The sequence below is a fragment of the Enterobacter sp. T1-1 genome, assembly GCF_000710795.1.
Classification (GTDB): Bacteria; Pseudomonadota; Gammaproteobacteria; order Enterobacterales; family Enterobacteriaceae; genus Enterobacter; species Enterobacter cloacae.
In genome coordinates this window covers 1-16,896 of the sequence record NZ_JALW01000022.1, presented here as the reverse complement: position 1 = coordinate 16,896, position 16,896 = coordinate 1, and the positions used below count along the sequence as shown (strand labels likewise).

13 protein-coding genes are annotated in these 16,896 nt (G+C 56.1%); 5 read left to right on the top strand and 8 right to left on the bottom strand.

Going from position 1 to position 16,896, the window contains the following annotated elements; translation table 11 throughout:
- Positions 1-47: 47 nt before the first annotated feature.
- The 5 genes from AK59_RS0109595 to pgi all read right to left on the bottom strand — a co-directional run bounded on the left by AK59_RS0109595 (position 48) and on the right by pgi (position 5,839).
- Entirely contained in the window at positions 48-2,144 is a 2,097-nt protein-coding gene (locus AK59_RS0109595) for a YjbH domain-containing protein (RefSeq protein WP_029882648.1), read from the bottom strand.
- Positions 2,144-2,881 (bottom strand): capsule biosynthesis GfcC family protein, encoded by a 738-nt coding sequence (locus AK59_RS0109590; RefSeq protein ID WP_072200518.1) that lies wholly within the window; start codon positions 2,879-2,881, stop codon positions 2,144-2,146. Before AK59_RS0109590 ends, AK59_RS0109595 begins: the two co-directional genes overlap by 1 nt.
- A complete protein-coding gene (locus AK59_RS0109585; protein ID WP_029882646.1) occupies positions 2,878-3,516 on the bottom strand; it encodes a YjbF family lipoprotein in 639 nt (212 codons plus the stop codon). The genes AK59_RS0109590 and AK59_RS0109585 overlap by 4 nt, the downstream gene beginning before the upstream one ends.
- 63 nt (positions 3,517-3,579) lie before the next feature.
- Complete coding sequence (gene yjbE / locus AK59_RS0109580; RefSeq protein WP_013095034.1) at positions 3,580-3,822, bottom strand: exopolysaccharide production protein YjbE; 243 nt, start codon at positions 3,820-3,822, stop codon at positions 3,580-3,582.
- Positions 3,823-4,189: 367 nt separating this feature from the next.
- The gene (pgi, locus tag AK59_RS0109575) at positions 4,190-5,839 is read right to left on the bottom strand and encodes a glucose-6-phosphate isomerase (RefSeq protein ID WP_020686615.1); all 1,650 of its coding nucleotides are present in this window, start codon (positions 5,837-5,839) and stop codon (positions 4,190-4,192) included.
- 375 nt (positions 5,840-6,214) lie between these two features.
- Here pgi and lysC point away from each other — a divergent pair, with 375 nt between their 5' ends.
- Positions 6,215-7,564: a lysine-sensitive aspartokinase 3 gene (gene lysC, locus AK59_RS0109570; protein WP_013095032.1), complete on the top strand. Its 1,350-nt coding sequence runs from the start codon at positions 6,215-6,217 to the stop codon at positions 7,562-7,564.
- 92 nt (positions 7,565-7,656) lie between these two features.
- Entirely contained in the window at positions 7,657-8,601 is a 945-nt protein-coding gene (panS, locus tag AK59_RS0109565) for a ketopantoate/pantoate/pantothenate transporter PanS (protein WP_029882645.1), read from the top strand.
- Between the two features lie 67 nt (positions 8,602-8,668).
- On the opposite strand, the gene rluF is transcribed toward panS, so the two are convergent.
- Positions 8,669-9,538 carry a 23S rRNA pseudouridine(2604) synthase RluF gene (gene rluF, locus AK59_RS0109560; RefSeq protein WP_023621411.1) on the bottom strand — a complete coding sequence of 290 codons (870 nt, stop codon included), beginning with the start codon at positions 9,536-9,538 and terminating at the stop codon, positions 8,669-8,671.
- Positions 9,539-9,735: 197 nt separating this feature from the next.
- On the opposite strand from rluF, the gene AK59_RS0109555 reads away from it, so the two are divergent.
- Both AK59_RS0109555 and AK59_RS0109550 read left to right on the top strand, forming a co-directional pair.
- A complete protein-coding gene (locus AK59_RS0109555; protein ID WP_029882644.1) occupies positions 9,736-10,038 on the top strand; it encodes a type II toxin-antitoxin system RelE/ParE family toxin in 303 nt (100 codons plus the stop codon).
- 6 nt (positions 10,039-10,044) lie between these two features.
- The gene (locus AK59_RS0109550) at positions 10,045-10,332 is read left to right on the top strand and encodes an addiction module antidote protein (RefSeq protein ID WP_013095028.1); all 288 of its coding nucleotides are present in this window, start codon (positions 10,045-10,047) and stop codon (positions 10,330-10,332) included.
- Here AK59_RS0109550 and AK59_RS0109545 read toward each other — a convergent pair.
- A complete protein-coding gene (locus AK59_RS0109545) occupies positions 10,329-11,960 on the bottom strand; it encodes a Na/Pi cotransporter family protein (RefSeq protein WP_013095027.1) in 1,632 nt (543 codons plus the stop codon). The two genes, AK59_RS0109550 and AK59_RS0109545, sit on opposite strands and share 4 nt — an antisense overlap.
- Positions 11,961-12,076: 116 nt before the next feature.
- Positions 12,077-15,760 carry a methionine synthase gene (gene metH, locus AK59_RS0109540; RefSeq protein ID WP_029882643.1) on the bottom strand — a complete coding sequence of 1,228 codons (3,684 nt, stop codon included), beginning with the start codon at positions 15,758-15,760 and terminating at the stop codon, positions 12,077-12,079.
- A gap of 193 nt (positions 15,761-15,953) precedes the next feature.
- On the opposite strand from metH, the gene iclR reads away from it, so the two are divergent.
- On the top strand, positions 15,954-16,781 hold the full coding sequence (gene iclR / locus AK59_RS0109535; protein ID WP_143350253.1) for a glyoxylate bypass operon transcriptional repressor IclR: 828 nt from the start codon (positions 15,954-15,956) through the stop codon (positions 16,779-16,781).
- Positions 16,782-16,896: the final 115 nt, after the last annotated feature.

Below are 16,896 nucleotides of genomic sequence, written 5' to 3'. Positions count from 1 at the left end.
TACAAAATCGTAGGCCGGGCAAACGCAGTGCCGCCCGGCGTGAAGCATCAGCGGAAGTTAATGTTCTTATCACTGGTCATGTCATACAGCTGGAACTTACGCCCCAGCTGCTGGCCCCCGTCGCGTGTCAGCGGCGTCCAGCCAATGGCCGCACGGCTGCGGGTTGGACCGGATGAGAACAGATCCAGCGGAATCGACACATACACCCCTTTGGTGAAGTCCCCTTCCCCGTATTCGTCCGGCGAGACGTTGGTGATGGTGGCGTAACCACCCACCACCACTCCGCTGTCGAAGTGTTTGGAGATATCCAGCGTGCCGCCCTTATCGCCCGCCAGGTACTGGCCCACGCTGGCTTTCACCAGCACGTCCTGGGCGAACGACGGCGTCCAGTAGGCCGTCAGGTGGCCGGTTTTCACGCTATAGTCGGTGAACTTCATCATGTCCTGCGCGCTGCGCCAGTCACGCTGTTTAACGTAGTTGGCATCAATACCAAACGCCCAGTTGCTGTCCACCGGACGATAAAGCACTTCCGCCCCCGCGCCGCCATACATGGTTTCCAGATAACCGCCGTAGACCTGGCCGTAGAAGCCATTGCCGAAGTACTGGAAGTAGTTGGCCTGCAGGTTGTTTACGTAGGCATCGTTCTGCACGTACTCACGCACGCGGGTACGCACGCGCGGCAGCTTCGAGTCGTTCGGCGGGTTAGTGTAGTTGAACTTGTCGTAGTTGTTGGCAATGTTGCCAAACAGGCTACCGGTGGTCAGCAGGTGGTCGGTCACCCACAGATCCGCCGTTGCCATCACGCCCAACTGGTACATGTAGAAGTTTTCCGGCCCGCCGACAGACTGGTTTAACACCGGGTCGATGTGGAAATCGAAGCGCGATTTATCGATATACCAGCCCTGCTCGGTCGTCTCCGGCACGATTGGCTCAACGCGTTTTTGTACCAACTCGGTTTCATGCCCCAGCGGCTCGCCCTCCAGATGGCGCTTCAGACTGGCCACGTCCGTTTCCGTCGTCACCTGCGGCAGGTTCAGGCGATTCTCCGTTACGCGGATCGTGCGGATCCCCTCCGGCAGATCGTTCATGATGATCCGGTTGGCACGTTCGATCCCTTCCCGCGAGTCGCGGTATTTCACCTGCTCACCGGTCACGTACAGCGTATCGCCTTTCACCTGGATTTTCGGATCCGCCAGACCGGCGTTGTACTTCAACAGCGTCAGCTGGTTGGCCACCACGGAGTGCTGCAGAATGGCATCCTGCGGCTCCGGCTGGTATGCAGGCCGCGCGTTGTCGTTATAGTGCGGCCGCATGTCGTTAAAGTTGGTGCGCAGCGTAAAGCCAAACATCACGGTGTTGCCGCGCTCGTAGCTGAGGTTAACGTCGGCCCAATCGGTGACGCGGTAAATGGCGCCGACGTTAAACTTGCTCTTTTGCTCAATCTTTCCGGCGAACTCTTGCGAGTAGTCGTTACCTTCGTACTCCAGCTTCAGGCGCAGCGGCTGCCACGGCGTCTGATACTCCACGCCGCCAAACAGGGCAGCCGGGCCGTGGAACATCTGGTCACCGTTAATGGAACCCGCTTTCTGATAGCTGTTGTCGCGATAGCAGAATTTGTCGCTGTAGGTGCAGAACGGGTTTTTCACGTTGCCGCTGGTGCCGAGATAGCCCCAGCCAAGCCCCAGCGAGAAGTCAAATGGCCCCCAGGCCTTACTGGCGACAATGTACTCCGCGTCGAACAGGCCGGTACCGCCGATATCTTTGGCCCCCACGGAAACCTGCGGCATCCAGTAGCTCTCTTCCCACAGGCGCAGTTTGAGATCGAAGGCTTTATCTTTGTAGGTCTGATCGCCGGAAAACGCGTCCACGCTGCTGTACTGTTTCGTTCGTACGTCGGTGTAGCGCAGCGTGGTTTCGAGCCATGGGAACAGCTGTACGGATGCAGAATAGTAGCGGTACTGGTCGTTATCACGATAGTTAAGGCTGATTTCCCCTTCTCGCGCCATACGCGCGGTAGGGGTTTGCAGTAAACCGACGCCACCGAAGTCTGACTGAGACGGGCCAATGGGGGCCGGATACGTTTCTGCATGACAGGCGGCACTCACACACAGTGCCAGCATGCTGTAGAGATAGGTCTTTTTCATTATTCCGGTATCCGCTGCGTCAGGGAATGAAGGATATCGGCATTCAGCCCGTCATATGCCTTCGTCCAGAAATGGTCGGCAAAACCGACAAAAATGATGCTGCCTGGCATGGGTTCGACATGCCGCTTGTTCCAGTAGGCAACCGGCGCCTTTTGCGTGTTCCCGTCAGGATAAATCACCCAGGCGTAGCTGTTATCCGCACCACTCAGCAGGCTCTGCTCGTCGAGATAGCTCGCCACGTCGCGGCCGGGAGTAAACGGTTTTTTACCCGGGCTGCTGATAAGCCCCATCACCGTGATGGTGGAAGGCTGCGCCGGGAGCCAGAGCGTGTAATCTCCCTCCAGGGCCGGATTACCTTTTTCCGTCACGCGGACTTCATCCGGATCGAGATTGATGTTTTGTCTTCCGGTAACCTTCAGCGCCAGAAGCTGCTGACGAAGGCTGTTAATGGCTGCCGCATCGTCGCCGTCTTCCTGCTCTGCTAACCCCGTTAATCTGGCGAGCAGCGCCTTGTGCTTTTGTTCCGCCGCCACCGTTGCCTGCCGCTCAGCGATCACCGCACCTGTCCACCAGCTGTTTGCCAGCCTTGGCTGGCCGACGAGATCGATCAGGTGGCCGGCGTTCGTCAACGTTTTGGGCTGCGTGCTGTCCGGCGTGTAGACCTTCACCGTCCCGGCAGACCAGGCGAGCGGTGTGGCAAAGCTTGCGATCAGCGCAACGCGAATAAGTGTTTTCATGATTTCGCGGCCTTGATCAGCGTGGTTTTAACCGGGAAGAATCCGGCACCCAAATATTGCAGGGACTGACGGATCTGCCCTTCATCATCCACCCAGAAACGGTTATGCCAGGTTGCCCGATCGGTCGCGACCTCTTCATCCAGTACGCGAACCCGGGTTTCGTCGCTGCCTACCCTGACGCTGTCCGTACCGTCCCAGCGGAAGGTAGAGCGGGCGGTGGCGTAACGTACCTGCTTGTGTTCCGTCCAGCCCATTGTCCGCGTCCAGCTTGCCCCGTCGGTGATCTGGTTCGGTTTGCTGAGCGGATCGGCCGCAAGGTTGTTGACCTCAAGAAGGTTATCGCCACCGAGCAGGGTTTTCACAATACGGCTATGTTGCGTCACGATGGTGGCCTGATCCTGCGTCACCCATTTCTGCTGCCCGTTTTCATCGAAAGCGAGCACCACAAACAGTTGCGGACCATCGTTGAGCTGCATGTACTGGCTGGCATACGGCATGTTCTGAAGTTCATCATCGGTCAAATGCACACCCGGCGTACCGAATATGCTGTCCCACAGTGAGTTGCCCAGCCCTTTGGTGGTGGCCGAGCACGCCTGCAACAGCAGGCAAATCAGGATGATTGCAGGTCGCTTCACGACTCTTCTCCGAAGGGGCGAAATAACCACACCGAAGTGTGGTTATGATTAAAACACCCGGAATTACTGGGTGCTGGTCGTCGTAGTGGTCGTGGTTCCGGTATTGGAGCCATCACCGCCACCGGTTGCCGCCAGCGCGACACCCACGGCTGAACTTACGGTGCTGGTGCTGGCCGCGGTAGAACTCCCCGCAGACGCAGACGTCGCTGCCGACCCTGCTGCTTCCCCGACCTGAACCGGAGCTGCATAGACAGATGTCGCCGCAAGTGCAGATATGGCAAAAATGCCATACAGTACTTTCTTCATAACAATTTCCCTTCAATGAATGAATGGAGATTTGCCCGAAAAGAAATTCAGGCGGATTCGAGTATACACAACTAAAGCAGAGGGATTGCCGTACGGATAAATAGAGGAAGGGTTTTCGGACTATTGGATAAATGTGAAGTATAAGAATAATTAACTAATAAATTATTTATTTAAAATCAAATAGATATAATTACATAAGGCGAAAGTAAATCTCCGTATAATCCTAAAATAAACCGCACTCATTAACGGGTTAAAAGGTATTTTCGGATAAAACTCATAACGGGAATTTGAGTTAAATAACAGACATCAGGAATTGTCTGATAAAAAAATGCCGGCATATCGCCGGCACGTTTTTATGACGATTTAATTACGCGCGCCATGCTTTATAACGGTTAATCAAACCATTTGTCGAGCTGTCGTGGCTGCTGATCGCTTTGTCATCACCCAGTTCAGGCAGAATACGGTTCGCCAGCTGTTTACCCAGCTCAACGCCCCACTGATCGAAGGTGAAGATGTTCAGGATTGCGCCCTGCGTGAAGATCTTATGCTCATACAGAGCAATCAGCGCACCCAGGCTGAACGGCGTGATTTCACGCAGCAGGATGGAGTTGGTTGGACGGTTGCCTTCGAACACTTTGAACGGCACAACGTGTTCCAGGGTGGCCGGATCTTTACCCTGGTCACGGTATTCCTGCTCTACCACCTCGCGGGATTTACCAAACGCCAGCGCTTCGGTCTGAGCAAAGAAGTTAGACAGCAGTTTAGGATGGTGATCAGACAGTGGATTATGGGTGATAGCCGGGGCGATGAAATCGCACGGTACCATTTTGGTCCCCTGGTGAATCAGCTGGTAGAACGCGTGCTGACCGTTGGTGCCTGGCTCACCCCAGATGATTGGGCCAGTCTGGTAATCCACCGCGTTGCCGTTACGGTCAACGTATTTACCGTTGGATTCCATATTGCCCTGCTGGAAGTAAGCCGCGAAGCGGTGCATGTACTGGTCGTACGGCAGGATCGCTTCGGTCTCTGCGCCGAAGAAGTTGTTGTACCAGATACCGATCAGCGCCAGCAGCACCGGCAGGTTTTTCTCAGGTGCGGTGGTGGAGAAGTGTTTGTCCATCGCGTGCGCGCCGGAGAGCAGCTCAACAAAGTTGTCGAAGCCCACGGAGAGAATGATAGACAGGCCGATCGCAGACCACAGAGAGTAGCGGCCACCAACCCAGTCCCAGAACTCGAACATGTTCGCGGTGTCGATACCGAACTCGCCAACCGCTTTACCGTTGGTGGACAGCGCTGCGAAGTGTTTCGCCACGTGCTTGTTGTCACCTGCGGTTTTCAGGAACCAGTCGCGCGCGCTGTGGGCGTTGGTCATGGTTTCCTGGGTGGTGAAGGTTTTAGAAGCCACCAGGAACAGTGTAGTTTCCGGGTTCACGTTCTTCAGCACTTCGGCGATGTGGGTACCATCGACGTTGGAGACAAAGTGCATGTTGAGATGATTTTTGTATGGACGCAGCGCTTCGGTGACCATGAACGGGCCGAGGTCAGAACCGCCGATACCGATGTTCACCACGTCGGTGATGGCTTTGCCGGTATAGCCTTTCCAGCTTCCGGAGATGATTGCTTCAGAGAAGGCTTTCATCTTTTCCAGCACCGCGTTCACTTCCGGCATCACATCTTTGCCGTCAACGATGATTGGCGTATTGCTACGGTTACGCAGAGCCACGTGCAGCACGGCACGGTCTTCGGTCCGGTTGATCTTCTCACCGGAGAACATGGATTTGATGGCGTCTGCCAGTTCCGTCTCTTTCGCCAAATCCTGCAGTTTCGCCAGCGTCTCTTCGGTGATGCGGTTTTTGGAGAAATCCACCAGCATCAGATCATCGAAGGTCGCGGAGAATTTGTTGAAACGATCGGCATCTTTCGCGAACAGCTCCGCGATGGTGACGTCTTTCATTTCATCAAAATGTTTTTGTAGTGCCTGCCAGGCAGCGGTCTGCGTTGGGTTGATGTTTTTCATTAGCAATACTCTTCTGATTTGAGGATTGTGACTGCGGTCGATTGTAGCGCCTGCAAATAAAAATTGTGATGGTTTTTATGCCATTGCCCTGGCCTGCATCAAACGCAGGTGAAAAGACCCGAAAAGTATAGCTGCTGACGCGCCCACCCGTGGCGGCGAAATGTCGGTCAAAACCGGGGAAAACGGAGCATAAAATATGGCCCTGTTATAAGTCCTGTTTCTCAGGGGTACCCCCCCATGAAAAATCCGCATAATCCCGGCATTGACAGGACCTCCCCCACATTTTATTTATAGGGCCGTATTTTGCGCCTGCACCTGTTTTCGTTTCATTCTTGTGCCATGGTCGCTTTATTCATTCCCTGACACGAGGTTGTTATGACGAGTTTTGTGGTCGCCAAGTTTGGCGGCACCAGTGTGGCAGATTACGATGCCATGAACCGCAGCGCCGATGTGGTGCTGGCCGATCCGAATACCCGCCTGGTAGTGCTTTCTGCCTCTGCTGGCGTGACGAACCTGCTGGTTTCTCTGTCTGAAGGGCTGGAGGCCACCGAGCGCTTCGTTAAGCTGGACGCACTGCGCAAAATTCAGTTCGATATCCTTGAACGTCTGCAGAACCCGAACGTGATCCGTGAAGAAGTGGAGCGTCTGCTGGAAAATATCACCACGCTGGCAGAAGCGGCTTCTCTGGCCACCTCCACCGCCCTGACCGATGAGCTGGTCAGCCACGGTGAGCTCATGTCCACCCTGCTGTTTGTTGAAATCATGCGTGAACGTAACGTTCAGGCACAGTGGTTCGACGTGCGTAAAATCATGCGCACCAGCGATCGCTTTGGCCGCGCCGAGCCGGACGTGGAAGCGCTGGCCGAGTTGACCAATCAGCAACTGGTTCCACGCCTGGATGAGGGTATCGTGATCACCCAGGGCTTTATCGGCAGCGAAGCCAAAGGACGCACCACCACGCTTGGCCGTGGCGGCAGTGATTACACCGCGGCACTGTTGGGTGAAGCGCTGCATGCGACCCGTGTGGATATCTGGACTGACGTCCCGGGGATTTACACCACCGATCCACGCGTCGTCTCTGCGGCAAAACGTATTGACGTGATTGCGTTTGAAGAAGCGGCGGAAATGGCGACCTTCGGTGCCAAAGTGCTGCACCCGGCAACGCTGCTGCCTGCCGTGCGTAGTGATATCCCGGTCTTCGTCGGTTCAAGTAAAGATCCGAAAGCGGGCGGTACGCTGGTGTGCAAGAAAACCGAAAATCCACCGCTGTTCCGTGCGCTGGCCCTGCGCCGTAAGCAAACGCTGGTTACGCTGCACAGCCATAATATGCTGCACTCGCGCGGCTTCCTGGCGGAAGTGTTTGGCATCCTGGCGCGTCATAACATCTCCGTGGATCTGATCACCACCTCCGAAGTGAGTATCGCACTGACGCTGGACACCACCGGTTCAACCTCAACGGGTGACACCCTGCTGACGCAGTCACTGCTGATTGAGCTGTCAGAACTGTGCCGCGTGGAAGTAGAAGAAAACCTGGCGCTGGTAGCCATCATCGGTAATAAGCTGTCGCGCGCCTGTGGCGTGGGCAAAGAGGTCTTCGGTGTGCTCGACCCATTCAATATCCGCATGATTTGCTACGGTGCCTCCAGCTACAACCTCTGCTTCCTGGTGCCTGCTGAGCAGGCAGAACAGGTGGTGCAGAAACTTCATCAGAATTTGTTTGAATAAAATTCGTTAGCACGATAAACAATATCTATAAGCCGGGCACAGACCCGGCTTTTTTATAACTAAACAACACGACAATACTGCAAGGAATATCTATGTTATCCGCCATCACCCGGCTGTTCCCGTTATGGGCGCTGCTGCTCTCCATACTCGCGTATTACACCCCCACTACGTTCACGGACATTGGTCCGTGGGTGACCACGTTGCTGATGCTGATTATGTTCGGCATGGGTGTGCATCTAAAAATCGACGACTTTAAACGCGTGCTCTCGCGCCCGGCTCCGGTTGCTGCAGGGATTTTCCTGCACTACCTGGTGATGCCCCTTGCGGCCTGGCTGCTGGCAATGGCCTTTAAGATGCCACCCGACCTCTCCGCCGGGATGGTGCTGGTGGGCAGCGTGGCCAGCGGAACCGCCTCCAATGTCATGATCTATCTGGCAAAAGGCGATGTGGCGCTCTCCGTAACCATCTCTTCGGTATCCACGCTGGTGGGCGTGATTGCCACGCCGCTGCTAACACGCCTGTACGTTGACGCCCATATTCAGGTGGACGTGATGGGAATGCTGCTGAGCATTTTGCAAATCGTGGTGATCCCGATCGCGTTGGGCCTTGTCATTCACCACCTGTTCCCGCGCGTGGTAAAAGCCGTTGAGCCCTATCTGCCTGCGTTTTCGATGGTCTGTATTCTGGCCATTATCAGCGCCGTGGTAGCCGGTTCTGCGTCGCACATTGCATCCGTGGGCTTTGTCGTGATTATCGCGATAGTGTTGCATAACACCATTGACCTGCTGGGCGGATACTGGGGCGGGAAACTGTTTGGCTTCGATGAATCCACCTGCCGGACGCTGGCAATTGAAGTAGGGATGCAGAACTCCGGTCTGGCAGCGGCACTCGGGAAAATTTACTTCTCGCCGCTGGCGGCTCTGCCTGGTGCGCTCTTCTCGGTCTGGCATAACCTGTCCGGTTCGCTGCTGGCGGGATACTGGTCCGGCAAACCGATAGAAGAAAAACCACAGAAAACAGATGAATATCGTCTTTAACAGTCGGGTGGCGCTACGCTAACCCGACCTACACTCTCCGCACGCGCAAGCCGGGGAAAAAAGGGGCTTAACGCCCCTTCTTTTTACGTCCCGGTTGCGTAAAGCGTTTACCTGCGGGCTTGCCTCGCCCTTTCTCTTCCGACTGCGGTGCTTTCACGACCGGGCGTTTAATCGCCTGAGTTTTCGGTTTGGCTTTGGCCTTCGGCTTTGCTTCAGACGAGGAGTTCTCGATAAGCTTAAACAGCTCGATCAGTTCATCATCGGTTAAATCGCGCCACTCGCCCAGCGGGATACCGGACAGGCTGACGTTCATGATGCGCGTGCGTTCCAGCTTCGTCACTTCATAACCGAAGTATTCGCACATACGGCGGATCTGACGATTCAGGCCCTGCACCAGGGTAATGCGGAACGCGAACGGCGCTTCTTTCTTCACCTTACACTTTTTCGTGACGGTACCGAGGATGGGTACACCGGCGCCCATGCCGCGAATAAATTCGTCCGTGACCGGCTTATTCACCGTCACGATATACTCTTTCTCGTGGTCATTCCCGGCACGCAGAATCTTATTCACCAGATCGCCGTGGTTAGTGAGGAAAATCAGCCCCTGCGAGTCTTTATCCAGACGGCCAATCGGGAAGATACGGCTGCTGTGGTTAACGAAATCAACGATGTTGTCCCGCTCGCCATCTTCTGTGGTGCTGACAATCCCAACCGGTTTATTCAACGCGATAAACACCAGGTCTTCTGCATCACGCGGTTCGATGAGCTGACCATTCACTTTGACCACGTCGCCAGGCATCACCTGGTCACCAATAGTGGCGCGTTTGCCGTTGAGGAACACATTACCTTGTTCGATGTAACGGTCCGCCTCGCGACGTGAGCAGATCCCGCTCTCGCTAATGTATTTGTTTAATCGGGTTGATTGAGTTGGCAGCATAGTTTCTCCTGTGAAGGGCGAAATATACCTTAGGTCTGGGCAGGAAAAAAAGATTAGCCGACGGTAACTGAGACGGGTTTTTTAGTTTGCGAGACACTTTCAGGATTTAGCGTCAGACCATTTATCCTTGAGCTAACTCCTTTTAGCTTTACTCCCCACAGAGATTTATTTGTAGTTTATAAATCACAGGGAGTAATATGAAGGAGATCGTTCAGACTGAATCCTTCCGACGCTGGGAGCAAAACTTAAAAGATCGGCGAGCAAGGACCATTATCGCGTCCCGCCTCTTTCGGTTGGCAAATGGCTTAGCGGGCGACATAAAACCCGTGGGGGAAGGTATATGCGAGCTGAGGATCCACTTTGGTCCGGGCTACAGAATCTATTTTAAAGACCAGGGCAATTGCATCATCGTGCTGTTGTGTGGTGGTGACAAAAGCAGCCAGGCCAGAGACATACTTATGGCAAAAATGCTGAGCAATGTATCCCAATGGCAGGAGTGAATGAGCATGCATAAATTAACACCCTACGATCCAGCCATCGCGTTGGTAGATGATGAGGAAATAGCCGTGTTTATGGCTGATGCATTAGAAACCGGTGACTCAGCGTATATTGCTAAAGCTTTGGGCGTCATCGCGCGAGCGAAAGGGATGTCGACCATTTCACAGCAAACTGGCCTGTCACGGGAGCAACTGTACCGATCATTTAGTGATAAGGGGAACCCAACGCTTAAAACCACGCTGGCGGTCATGAAAGCATTGGGTCTTGGGCTCACAATCAAACCCGCCGGGGATTAATACTCATCCCGCTCGTCATCTTCATCCGGTTGTTCCATCACGCTGTACGCCACCGCACAGAACAATGAGTTAAGGCGTTTCATATCCCCCAGTAGCCCCAGGTGCAGGGAGCTGGTTTCGATACTCTGCACGTTCTGCTGGTGCAGACGTTCCACGTGGGCGTGCGAGTAGCGGCGGTTGAGGATACGGAAGCGATGCTTGTTGCGGCGCAGACGGCGTGCGCTCGGCACATCGCTTGAGAAGAAGACCAGCATCGCCAGCTTCAGGTTGCTCAGAAGTTGTTCGTGCAGGGCTTCCAGCTCCTTCAGCCCTTCGACGGAGAACGCACGGCGGGCGGCCAGAGATTTGTCAGCAATTTCACTGCCCATCCGCTCCACAATATCCGAAGCCTGCTCAAGGTTAAGCGACATCTCAATGATTTCCGCCCAGCGGCGGGACTCCTCTTCAGCCAGTTCATCCTGCGGGATGCGCGCCAGATAGAGCTTGATAGCGGTATAAAGCACGTTGATATCATCTGCCAGCCGGCGCAGCTCTTTCTCTTCCCGCGGCTCGCCGTGCATCACCTTTTGCAAGCCTTCGAGCATGGTTTCCATGGCATCACCCATGCGCAGCGTCTCGCGGGCGGCATTGGCCAGCGCCAGCGCAGGAGTATCCAGCGCGGAGGTGTCCAGATGCTTCGGTTTCAGGCGCGCATCCAGCTCCGGTTCATCGCGTATAAGCCGTTCACAGAAGCGCGCCATCGGTTCAGCAAACGGCACCATCGCCAGGCAGCGCACCAGGTTATAGAAGACGTGGAAGTAGATCACCAGCTCTGCCTTCGGCAGAGAGAGGTTGTCCATCAGGTTCGCCAGTGGGTGCACAAACGGCAGAATAATCAGGCTGCCCACCAGCTTAAACAGCAGACTGCCGAGCGCCACGCGGCGGGCGGCAGCATTGGCAGCGCTGTTATTGAGCATCGCCAGCAGGCCCGAGCCGAGGTTAGCCCCGATCACCAGACACAGTGCGACCGGGAAGGAGATCGCCCCTGCGGCGGTGAGCGTGGCCGTCAGCAGCACCGCCGCCAGGCTGGAATAACTGACGATGGCAAACACCGCGCCGATGAGCGCATCCAGCATAATATCGCCGGTTAACGAGGCGAAGATAACCTGCACACCGTTGGCTTCGGTAATGGGCGTTACCGCCTGCACAATCAGCTCCAGCGCCAGCAGAATCAGCCCGAGGCCAATCCCCACGCGTCCAAGCTGGCCAGCGCGCGTCTGCTTACGCCCAAGGAAAAAGATGACCCCGATAAATATCAGCAGCGGCGACAGCCAGGAGAGATCGAAAGTCAGGATACGTGCCATCAGCGCGGTACCCACGTCAGCGCCCAGCACAATAACCAGTGCAGGGGCCAGCGCCACCAGATCCTGAGCGACAAACGATGTCACGAGCAATGTGGTCGCATTACTGCTCTGAACCAGCGCCGTTACGCCAATACCCGCGCAGAAGGCGAGCGGTTTCTTCTCCACGCTGCTGCTGAGAACGGTACGTAAACGTGCGCCAAACACGCGCATCACGCCGGTACGGACAATATGGGTGCCCCAGACCAGCAGTGCGACTGCCGAGAGCAGATGTAACAGGGTCAGCACGGAAGGTTATCCTCCTTATCGTTATTCATTTTCCTTAGGTCAGTATAAGGGTTTAAACGTAAGAAAGAGACAGGGCGCTCAATGAGCGCCCTGTTAGTTGTAAGGAAAAGTGACGGTCAGTCGGCGTCGTAGCCGAGATTCGGCGCTAACCAACGCTCCACTTCAGAGACGCTCATGCCTTTACGCAGTGCATAATCTTCAATCTGATCGCGCTGCAGCTGCGCCACGGCAAAGTATTTGCTGTCCGGATGGCTGAAGTACCAGCCGGATACCGATGCCCCAGGCCACATCGCGAAAGATTCGGTCAGTTTCATTCCGGTATGGGCCTCAACGTCCAGCAGCTGCCAGATGGTGCCCTTTTCGGTATGTTCCGGACAGGCCGGGTAGCCGGGTGCCGGGCGGATCCCCTGGTAGTTTTCGCGGATCAGCTCCTCATTGCTGAGATTTTCATTCGCCGCGTAGCCCCAGTAAACCTTGCGTACGCGCTCATGCAGATACTCTGCGAACGCTTCCGCCAGACGATCGGCAATCGCTTTGACCATGATTTTGTTGTAATCATCGTGCTGCGCTTCAAAGGCATCCGCCAGGGCGTCCTCTTCCAGACCGCCGGTCACGGCGAAGGCACCGATGTAGTCGGCTTTACCACTCAGCTTCGGCGCAACAAAATCGGCCAGACAGTAGTTGGCAAACCCGACCTTTTCGGTTTGCTGGCGCAGGTGATGGCTTACGGTCAGCACGTGAGTGCGCGTCTCATCGCGATAAATTTCGATGTCGTCGCCCACGCGGTTAGCCGGGAACAGCCCCACCACGCCGCGCGGGTTAAGGGTTTTCTCGGCGCTGAGTTTGTCGAGCATGTCGTTAGCGTCTTTAAACAGGCGCTTCGCCTCTTCGCCGACAACCTCATCTTCCAGGATGCGCGGATATTTGCCCGCCAGCGACCATGTCATAAAGAATGGTGTCCAGTCGATGTAGTTGCGCAGCGTTTCGATGCTGGCGGTCACCTCCTGCACGCCCAGGCGATGGGCAACCGGCGGCGTATAGCTCGCCCAGTCAAACGCCAGATCGTTATCGCGCGCCGCCTGAAGTGTCACCGGTGGGGTGCGCGGTTTCTTGCGGGCATGCTGAATGCGGACGGTTTCGTACTCTTTGCGGGTCCGGGCCACAAAGTCATCGCGCTGGGTGTCGGAGAGCAGCGCTGAGACCACGCCCACGGTGCGCGAGGCGTTCTGAACATAGACCGTCGGGCCGCTGTAGTTCTGCTCAATCTTCACCGCAGTATGCGCTTTTGAGGTGGTCGCCCCGCCAATCAGCAGCGGAATGGTGAAGCCCTGACGCTCCATCTCTTTCGCCACGTTAACCATCTCGTCGAGCGACGGGGTAATCAGCCCGGAAAGGCCAATCAGGTCAGCATTGACTTCGCGCGCGGTCCTGAGGATTTTATCCGCCGGCACCATTACGCCAAGGTCAATAATCTCGTAGTTATTGCACTGCAGCACCACACCGACGATGTTCTTTCCGATGTCATGCACGTCGCCCTTCACGGTGGCGATAACCATTTTACCGTTGCTGGAGCCCTGCTCTTTGCTGGCTTCGATGAACGGCTCCAGATACGCCACGGCTTGCTTCATTACGCGCGCGGACTTAACCACCTGCGGCAGGAACATCTTGCCCTCGCCGAACAGATCGCCCACCACGTTCATGCCGTCCATCAGCGGCCCTTCGATAACCTCGATGGGCCGGGCGGCCTGCTGGCGCGCCTCTTCGGTATCCTGCTCGATAAATTCGGTGATGCCTTTTACCAGCGAATATTCCAGCCGCTTCTTGACATCCCAGCTACGCCACTCGGCCTGCTGGACGTTGGCAGCGTCGTCCGATTTGCTGCCGCGGTATTTTTCTGCCAGATCGAGCAGCCGCTCGGTGGCGTCGTCACGGCGGTTGAGGATCACATCTTCCACCGCGTCGCGCAGTTCTGCGGGCAGATCGTCATAAATCGCCAGCTGTCCGGCGTTGACGATCCCCATGTCCATCCCGTTGCGGATGGCGTAGTAGAGGAATACGGCGTGGATCGCTTCACGTACCGGGTCGTTGCCGCGGAACGAGAACGACACGTTCGAGACACCGCCGGAGATCAGCGCATGCGGCAGCTCACGTTTGATGTCTTCACACGCGCCGATAAAGTCCTGGGCGTAGTTATTGTGCTCTTCAATCCCGGTGGCGACGGCGAAGATGTTCGGGTCAAAGATGATGTCTTCCGGCGGGAAGCCTACCTCTTCGGTCAGGATCTTGTACGCGCGGCGGCAAATCTCAATTTTGCGCTCGCGGGTGTCCGCCTGGCCCACTTCATCAAAGGCCATCACCACCACGGCCGCGCCGTAGCGGCGCACCATCTTCGCGTGGTGAATAAAGATATCGACCCCTTCTTTCATTGAGATGGAGTTGACGATACCTTTGCCCTGAATGCACTTCAGCCCTTTTTCGATTACTTCCCATTTGGAGGAGTCAATCATGATCGGCACGCGAGCGATATCCGGCTCGCCGGCGATCAGGTTGAGGAAACGTACCATCGCCGCCTCGGCGTCGAGCATCCCCTCATCCATGTTGATGTCGATGATCTGCGCGCCGCTTTCTACCTGCTGGCGGGCAACGTCAAGCGCTTCACTGTACTTCTCTTCTTTGATCAGGCGCTTGAATTTAGCGGAACCGGTGACGTTGGTACGTTCCCCAACGTTCACAAACAGGCTGTCGTCACCGATGGTCAACGGCTCAAGGCCGGAGAGACGGCAGGCAACCGGCAGCTCTGGCAGTTTACGCGGCGGCAGACCGGCCACGGCATTGCTCATGGCGGCGATGTGCTCTGGCGTGGTGCCGCAGCAGCCGCCAACGATATTCAGGAAACCGGATTCGGCCCATTCGCGGATCTGCGCCGCCATGGTGTCCGCATCCAGATCATATTCGCCAAAGGCGTTTGGCAGACCGGCGTTCGGGTGTGCGGTGACGTAGCATTCCGCAATACGTGACAGTTCCTGCACATACTGGCGCAGCTCATCCGGACCCAGCGCACAGTTCAGGCCGAAGGAGAGCGCTTCCGCGTGGCGCAAGGAGTTATAAAACGCTTCGGTGGTCTGCCCGGACAAAGTACGGCCAGAGGCATCGGTAATGGTGCCAGAAATCATGATTGGCAGCTCGACGCCCAGCGCCTCGAACTCCTCTTTCACCGCGTAAATCGCGGCTTTGGCATTGAGGGTATCGAAAACCGTTTCAATCAGGATCAGGTCGGAACCGCCTTCCACCAGCGCTTTGGTTGATTCACGGTAGGCTGCCACCAGCTGGTCAAAGGTGATGTTACGAAACGCCGGGTCGTTTACGTCCGGTGAAATAGAGGCGGTGCGGTTGGTTGGGCCCAGCACCCCGGCTACGTAGCGCGGTTTCTCCGGCGTGCGCGCCGTCCACGCGTCGGCACAGGCGCGGGCGAGCTTCGCCGCCTCATAGTTTATCTCCGCCGACAGGGATTCCATCTGGTAATCCGCCATGGCGATGGTTGTCGAGTTGAAGGTGTTGGTTTCAACGATATCCGCACCCGCTTCGAAGTAGGCGTTGTGGATATCCGCAATCACCTGCGGTTTGCTTAATACCAGCAGGTCATTGTTACCTTTGAGATCGCATGGCCAGTCCGCAAAACGTTCGCCACGGAAATCGTCTTCACTGAGGCGATAGCTCTGGATCATGGTGCCCATGCCGCCGTCCAGCACCAGAATTCGTTCATTTAACTGCGCACGCAGTTGCTCTACTTTGCTGCTCACACTTGCTCCCGACAACGCTCAACCAGGCCAAAAGGCTGCGGTCCATACTGGCACAATCTTGCAGGGTGGAAAAGTCACACGGCGGTAACATGAGACATGTTCACTATCACTCATCCGATCAGTCAGGATAACGGTTGCAAAATCACCAAATAAAACGAAAATGATTTCCACGATACAGAAAAAGGAGATCGTCATGGTCACGACCGTTCCCGCGAAACGCGGCAGAAAACCTGCTGCCACCTCCGCCGCACAACAGGGTGGACAGGTTCAATCGCTTACACGCGGTTTGAAGCTGCTGGAATGGATAGCCGAGTCGCACAGCAGCGTGGCCCTGACGGAGCTGGCCCAACAGGCTGGTTTGCCGAACTCCACTACGCACAGGCTGCTGACCACCATGCAACAGCTTGGCTTTGTGCGTCAGGTTGGCGAGCTGGGACACTGGGCAGTCGGCGCCCATGCGTTCATCGTCGGCAGCAGCTTCCTGCAAAGCCGCAACCTGCTGGCGATTGTGCATCCTATCCTGCGCAAATTAATGGAAGAGTCGGGCGAGACCGTGAATCTGGCCGTACTCGACCAGAGCGATCATCAGGCGATCATCATTGACCAGGTACAGTGTACCCAGCTGATGCGTATGTCAGCCCCCATTGGCGGTAAGCTGCCTATGCACGCGTCCGGCGCGGGGAAAGCCTTTTTGTCGCAGCTGAGCGAGGAACAGGTGACGGGGCTGCTGCACCGTAAAGGGCTGCACGCCTATACCCACGCCACGCTGGTTTCACCGGTGCATCTGAAAGAAGATCTGGCGTTGACCCGTAAGCGTGGCTATTCGTTTGACGACGAGGAACACGCCCTGGGCCTGCGCTGCATTGCGGCCTGTATCTTTGACGAGCATCGCGAACCGTTTGCCGCCATCTCCATCTCCGGGCCGATTTCCCGTATGACCGACGATCGCGTCACCGAGCTGGGTGCGCTGGTGATAAAGGCGGCGAAAGAGGTCACCCTGGCGTATGGTGGGATTCGCTAGGATTGAGTGCGGTCTGTTGCCCTCACCCCGGCCCTCTCCCACCGCGCGGGGGGGGAGGGTCCCCTCTCCCTGTGGGGGAGGGGTAGGGGGAGGGCAAAAGATTATGTAGGCCTAC

Excerpts from the sequence above, each read along its gene's own strand:
- AK59_RS0109595 (WP_029882648.1), bottom strand. The coding sequence starts at position 2,144 with ATGAAAAAGACCTATCTCTACAGCATGCTGGCACTGTGTGTGAGTGCC.
- AK59_RS0109590 (WP_072200518.1), bottom strand. The coding sequence starts at position 2,881 with ATGAAAACACTTATTCGCGTTGCGCTGATCGCAAGCTTTGCCACACCG.
- yjbE (WP_013095034.1), bottom strand. The coding sequence starts at position 3,822 with ATGAAGAAAGTACTGTATGGCATTTTTGCCATATCTGCACTTGCGGCG.
- pgi (WP_020686615.1), bottom strand. The coding sequence starts at position 5,839 with ATGAAAAACATCAACCCAACGCAGACCGCTGCCTGGCAGGCACTACAA.
- lysC (WP_013095032.1), top strand. The coding sequence starts at position 6,215 with ATGACGAGTTTTGTGGTCGCCAAGTTTGGCGGCACCAGTGTGGCAGAT.
- panS (WP_029882645.1), top strand. The coding sequence starts at position 7,657 with ATGTTATCCGCCATCACCCGGCTGTTCCCGTTATGGGCGCTGCTGCTC.
- rluF (WP_023621411.1), bottom strand. The coding sequence starts at position 9,538 with ATGCTGCCAACTCAATCAACCCGATTAAACAAATACATTAGCGAGAGC.
- AK59_RS0109555 (WP_029882644.1), top strand. The coding sequence starts at position 9,736 with ATGAAGGAGATCGTTCAGACTGAATCCTTCCGACGCTGGGAGCAAAAC.
- AK59_RS0109550 (WP_013095028.1), top strand. The coding sequence starts at position 10,045 with ATGCATAAATTAACACCCTACGATCCAGCCATCGCGTTGGTAGATGAT.
- iclR (WP_143350253.1), top strand. The coding sequence starts at position 15,954 with ATGGTCACGACCGTTCCCGCGAAACGCGGCAGAAAACCTGCTGCCACC.